The sequence below is a fragment of the Micromonospora sp. NPDC050686 genome (assembly GCF_040654475.1).
Taxonomy (GTDB): Bacteria; Actinomycetota; Actinomycetes; order Mycobacteriales; family Micromonosporaceae; genus Micromonospora.
Window position 1 is genome coordinate 1 of record NZ_JBFAID010000112.1, and the last position, 5,498, is coordinate 5,498.

6 protein-coding genes are annotated in these 5,498 nt (G+C 70.6%); all 6 read left to right on the plus strand.

Going from position 1 to position 5,498, the window contains the following annotated elements:
- Positions 1–859: 859 nt before the first annotated feature.
- The 6 genes from AB0H57_RS32315 to AB0H57_RS32340 all read left to right on the plus strand — a co-directional run bounded on the left by AB0H57_RS32315 (position 860) and on the right by AB0H57_RS32340 (position 5,487).
- A complete protein-coding gene (locus tag AB0H57_RS32315) occupies positions 860–1,885 on the plus strand; it encodes a DUF4192 domain-containing protein (protein ID WP_357512482.1) in 1,026 nt (341 codons plus the stop codon).
- A 5-nt stretch (positions 1,886–1,890) separates the two neighbouring features.
- Positions 1,891–2,343 (plus strand): hypothetical protein, encoded by a 453-nt coding sequence (locus AB0H57_RS32320; RefSeq protein WP_357512484.1) that lies wholly within the window; start codon positions 1,891–1,893, stop codon positions 2,341–2,343.
- A 100-nt stretch (positions 2,344–2,443) separates the two neighbouring features.
- Positions 2,444–2,722: a hypothetical protein gene (locus AB0H57_RS32325; protein WP_357512486.1), complete on the plus strand. Its 279-nt coding sequence runs from the start codon at positions 2,444–2,446 to the stop codon at positions 2,720–2,722.
- A 253-nt stretch (positions 2,723–2,975) separates the two neighbouring features.
- Positions 2,976–3,665, plus strand: a complete 690-nt coding sequence (locus AB0H57_RS32330) for a GGDEF domain-containing protein (protein ID WP_357512488.1) — start codon at positions 2,976–2,978, stop codon at positions 3,663–3,665.
- The gene (locus tag AB0H57_RS32335; RefSeq protein ID WP_357512490.1) at positions 3,662–4,957 is read left to right on the plus strand and encodes a hypothetical protein; all 1,296 of its coding nucleotides are present in this window, start codon (positions 3,662–3,664) and stop codon (positions 4,955–4,957) included. The genes AB0H57_RS32330 and AB0H57_RS32335 overlap by 4 nt, the downstream gene beginning before the upstream one ends.
- A gap of 278 nt (positions 4,958–5,235) precedes the next feature.
- The gene (locus tag AB0H57_RS32340; protein ID WP_357512491.1) at positions 5,236–5,487 is read left to right on the plus strand and encodes a hypothetical protein; all 252 of its coding nucleotides are present in this window, start codon (positions 5,236–5,238) and stop codon (positions 5,485–5,487) included.
- Positions 5,488–5,498 lie beyond the last annotated feature (11 nt).

Here is a 5,498-nt window from a genome sequence, read left to right on the forward strand (position 1 = left end):
CAGCGCGCGACGGGTGGAATCACCCAGGGCCTTAAACACCAGCTCCACGCTACCAAGATAGGAAACCATTTGGTTTCCAGTCAAGAGAGGCATGCCCGCTCGGTGCATGCTGGGATCGGACTGCCAAGCCCGCTTAGCCGGTCTCCGCAGCACGCCCTACCTGTGGCTCCGCCGGGCTGTTGGGGTTTCGGGGGCTTACCGGATCTGCCGCCGACCGCTCGTCGCTCGTCGTCACGGCCGTCAGTTGGCCGGGTGGCTCAGTCGTGCCGATACGCGGACCACGTGCGGGTCTGGCATGGCGACACCCCCAGCTCGCCGCTGCCGTCACGCCATCGACGCCAGCTTGCCCGGTTCGATATCGCCGCCACCCTGCCCATCTCGCCCCGGTCGGTGGCCGTCACCGCTGGAGGTGATGCCGCACCGGGATGGCCGACGGGCCGTCCGAGATGGACTGGCCCTGTGGGGACGGGTCTGTCAGGTCCTGCCAGACGGCCGGTTCTGACAGACCCGCCGATCTGCGCAGCAGCACCGCTAGCCTGAGGCTTCTTCTTTCCCCCTTTTCGTGCTCGTCTGACGCGTCCGCGACGGCATCGCGCCCACCCCTTTCCGGTCGGCCGCCGCACGCCAGCCTCAGACTCGGCACCACCCCGGCGACTCTGCGACCGGGGGCAACAACCATGTTCCGTCAGGCGGTCCACCGCAGGTGGCCGCCTTCTTTCGTGCCCGAAGGAGGACAACCCCCGGCGACGCCTGTTCGGCCGGCGGCCGCCCCAGCGCGCCGCCCGCTCGGCAGTGCCCAACCCAGCCATGCCCTGCCGGCCGCCCCATCCCTTGCCCGACTCACCTTGTGGAGATCACCGTGTCGTTTTCCGAGAACAAGCTGACAGTCCGATCCTCCGCTGACCTCGCCGCCGCAGTGCCGTACCTGCTCGGCTTCCACCCCAGCGACGGCAGCGTCGTCGTGCTCGCCTGCCGAGACCGGCGGGTCGTGTTCGTCGCCCGAGGCGACCTGCCAGCCGCCGCAACCGGCGAACACCACCTGCGCGGGCTCGGCGATCACCTCGTCACCGTCCTGCAGCGGCAGCAGCCGATCACAGACCTCGTCATCGTCGGCTATGGCACACCCGAGCACGTCGACCCCGCGGTGCGCGTCCTCGACGACGTGTTCACCGCCGCCGGCATGCAGGTGCGGGCGGCGCTGCGGGTGGCCGAAGGGCGCGTCTACAGCGTCACCTGCGACGAGCCCGGCTGCTGCCCACCGCAGGGCACCCCGTTCGACCCGACCACCTCCCCACTGGCCGTGCAGGCGACCGTCGCCGGGCTTGTCGCCTTCACGGACCGGGCGGCGGTGGCCAGCCGCTTCGCCCCCGTCGGCGGCGCCGCACGCGACACCATCCGGCACGCCAGCAGCACAGCGGCCACCCGCCTGACCGCACTACGCGCCGAAGGCGGCACCGCCGTGCACGCCGCCGGCGTGCAGGCGGTCCGCGACGCCCTGCGACGCCACGACGCGGGGGAGCGGCTCACCGACGACGAGGTGGCCTGGCTGACCGTCCTCCTGGCGCGCCGGCCGATCCGCGACGTCGCCGTCGACCTCACCGAAGCCCGCGACGAGCACGTCACGTTCTGGGCCGACGTCACCCGCCGCGCCCACGAACCCCTCGTACCGGCGCCGGCGATCCTGCTCGCGATCGCCGCGTGGCGGTGCGGCGACGGCGCCCTGGCCGGCATGGCCGCCGAACACGCCTTGCGCATCGATCCGCACTACCAGCTCGCCGACCTGGTCCTGCAGGCCCTGCGCGTCGGGCTGCCGCCCACCGGCATCGAACAGGCGATCACCAGCCCGGCGACCCGCACGTCCCACAACCCTTTCGAGAAGGAGTAATCACGGTGGATCCGATCCGCGCCATCCTGCTGTCCCTCGCCCGCACCGCCAAAGAAGCCGAACTGCGCTGGTACGCCAATCGGGCCGCCCAACGCGCCCGCGGTGAAACCCCCACCCGCGGGGAGGCGTACGCCTACAGCGTGAAAGCCGACCAGTGCCTGATCACCGCGGTCACCGCCGCCGACCTTCCGGCGAACTTCCGCCTCTACGACACCACCCTGTCCCGAGATCCACTCGTCGCGGCTGAGCAACTCCGTGACGTGGCCTGCGCCTACGACCCCAGCGGCCCGATCGAAGCCGCCCACGAGGCGGCACGCCTGGCCTACAAGACGGCGTTCGCCGAGCCGCTCACCCCGCAGGAAGAAAACTACGCCGAGCTGCTCGCCGGTCTTCCCGCCGCCCGCCGCGACAAGATCATCGAGGTGGCGGAGGAACGCGCCCGCCAGCTACCGGCATGAACGCCGCCGTCCGGCGCCCCGCCTCCACGGCCACCGTGCGGCGACACGTCGGCGGCGCCTGCCCGAGCCGGACATCGCCAGCGCCCGAAGGGAGAACGCGATGAGCCTCTACACCCTCACGCCCAGACCCGGCTTCGAGCGGTACACCATTCAGGTCGGCTGGAACCCGCACCGCACGTTCATCGCGACCGTCGTCGACTTCACCGACGATCCGGCCGCCGACCCCGACCAGCAGCCCGACGCCATCCACCTCGGCCGGGTCGAAACGATCCTCGACCCGGCCGAGGTGCTTGAGGCCGTCGAACCCTACGCCGACATCCACACCGACCTACCGGCCAAACTCCACGCCGATCAGGCCGCGCACCCGCTGCGCCACTGACCCCCAACCCCCGCTCCCGCAAACCCGTGGGGACGGCAGCAGCCGGCTGCACGCACGCCGGCGACCCGAATCGCCACCAAGCACCCGATGGTGCCGCCGCCGGGGGATCCCTCGCCACTGAAGCCGCGAAACCCGAACCGCACGAACCCGAAGAACCGGCCCGCCATACGGCGGGCCGTCGTCGTATCAGGACCCGGGACGCGCCGCCTCAGAAACGTCCGCGTCCCGGGTTCTCCATGAAGGGAGGAACCCAGTGTCCCGACCACTGATCATGATCGCCACCGCGGTGGTGGCGTTCACCATCGGCCGGCTCACCGCCCGCCCGGCGATCAACCGCCTGCGCGCCCACCTCACCGACGCCCACCGGCAACTACTGCACGACCCGCTCACCGGCATGCTCAACCGCACCGGCCTGCACACCGCCCACCAAGCACTCGCCCAAACCACCCCCGCCCGACCGATCATCGTCGCCCTCATCGACCTCGACGACTTCAAACACGTCAACGACACCCACGGCCACGACCACGGAGACCACCTTCTCAAAGCAGTCGGCGAACGCATCACCGACGTCGCCGCCCTCCACGGCGGCATCGCCGCCCGACTCGCCGGCGACGAATACGCAGCCCTCCTGCCCGCCCACACCGACGACCTCGACCGCATCGCCGAACTGTTCACCGCGCTCATCGCCCAACCCGTCACCCTCACCGAAGGCGGCGCCACGGTCACCGTCACCGCCAGCGTCGGCGTGACCCTCGCCGACACCAGCGACCCGCTGACCGACGTGGCCCTGCACCGCGCCGACATCGCCATGTACCACGCCAAGCACCGCGGCCGGAACCGGCACGCCACCTACCGGCCAGGCATGAGCATGCCGCCCACCCCACACCAACGCGGGCACCGCCTGCGCGACCGCCGCCAGCCGATCAGCGGAGCCTCGGCATGAGCGCCGCGGGGGAGGAGATGGCCTGCCAGACCTGCCTGGCACCGCTGAACACCCTCGGGATGCCACCCACCTACGTCCACCCGGCGCACCTCGACACCGACGGCCACCACCCGGTCCCCGTCCCCGTCAGCCAACTGCACACCATCCGCCGCAGCTGCGACTTCTGCGGCGACCCCTACCCGATCTGGACCCTGCGCGGCGGCGACGTCACCGCCATCGCGATCAGCGCCGGCAGCAGCCTCGTGCAGGACTTCGGACACACCTGGGCGGCGTGCGCAGCCTGCCACACCCACCTCGACGACGGCCGCCACGACCTCGTCATCGACCGGGCCGTGCGGACACTCGGCCTCGGCGACCATCCGCAGGTACGAGAACGGATCACCGAACTGCACCGGGCGTTCCTCGACAGCCGGTCGCCCGGCCGGACGCTCATCACCACAACCTCCTGGCCGGCGACCACCCTCACCCCGGGGGAGCTGCCGAAAATCCGCGACCGGCTCGCCCACTTCTACCGCGGCGAAGACCACCTACCCGCCACACTCGGCATCACCCAGGCGCGCGACGAGATAGCGGCCGGGCTGGACCGATCCCACCTGTACTGGATCGACACCGACTTCACCGACCTCGCCGAACACGCCGCCAGCCAACTACCCGACATCCCCATCGGCCGCGACCTGCCCCCGGCAACCGACGGAATGATCATCTGGTCCCGGCCCGTGACACACCAGAACATCACCGCAGCCTCCTGGACCGACACCGGCGACGGCCGACAGCTGATCCTCTACCGCACCATCGGCGCCGGCCTCGACGGCAAAGCACTGCAACGACTCCGCGAACACGTCGGCTGGCTCGCCCCGACCGACGCCGCCCACCTCCCCGAGCAACACCCCATCACCGGCGGCCACCCGGCCGCAGCACTCGTCGCCACGTGGCTGCTGATCGCCCAGAAAGCCGCAGACATCGGCCCCGCGCGAATCGACAAGACCATCGTCAAAACCTACGCCCGCACCAACCGGCGCCCACCCGAGGTGCGCATCGTGCGCGTCCGCGGTCGCCGACCCACCCCAACCCACGATGGACGCACGACGCCCGGCGGTGAGGGCGGAACGCAGGACAGCCGGTTCTGGGTCTCCGGCCACTGGCGCAACCAACCCCACGGCCCACGCCGAGCCCTACGCCGCCCCGTCTACATCAACCCGTTCCTCAGGGGACCAGACGACGCGCCGATCAGGCTGAGCACCACCGTACGCATGCTCAGCAGCCGCCAACCCACGTCCGAGAACCGGGGATAGGCCGCGAGTGCAGGCGGTGGCACGAGCCGTACCGTGCCACCGCCGCCCTCACCGGTCGCCGTCCATCAGCCGGTGCAGCTCCGGCGCCGGCGGACCCCGCGGGCATCTGGTCGGGTCTTCGGATCTACCGGCAAGACGGTACGCATGGCAGTCACGTTCAACCACACGATCATCGCCACGAAGGACAAGAGCGCACGGCCGCGTTCTACCGGGAGCTGCTCGAGCTGCCGGAGGCACCATCGTGGGGGCCGTTCGCTAACGTCCTGCTCGACGAAGGTGTGCTGCTCCAGTTCGCCGAGCCGCCGGTGGACATCCAGATGCAGCACTACGCGTTCCTCGTCGACGACGAGCTGTTCGCGCGGTGCCTGGCGCGTATCGAGCGAGGCATCACCTGCTGGGCCCATGCCGCGCCGCTTTCATGCTGTGATGAAACGACTCGAGAGAGCGTCAGCTTCTCGGCCCTGAAGGGCCGAGCTTGCAGTTCGTGTCCGGTGCTGGCTGCATCGGTCACGCCGCGTTCGGCAGGCTGACGGCTGCCCAG

Coding starts and splice junctions, on each gene's coding strand:
- AB0H57_RS32325 (WP_357512486.1), top strand. CDS start 2,444: ATGAGCCTCTACACCCTCACGCCCAGACCCGGCTTCGAGCGGTACACC.
- AB0H57_RS32335 (WP_357512490.1), top strand. CDS start 3,662: ATGAGCGCCGCGGGGGAGGAGATGGCCTGCCAGACCTGCCTGGCACCG.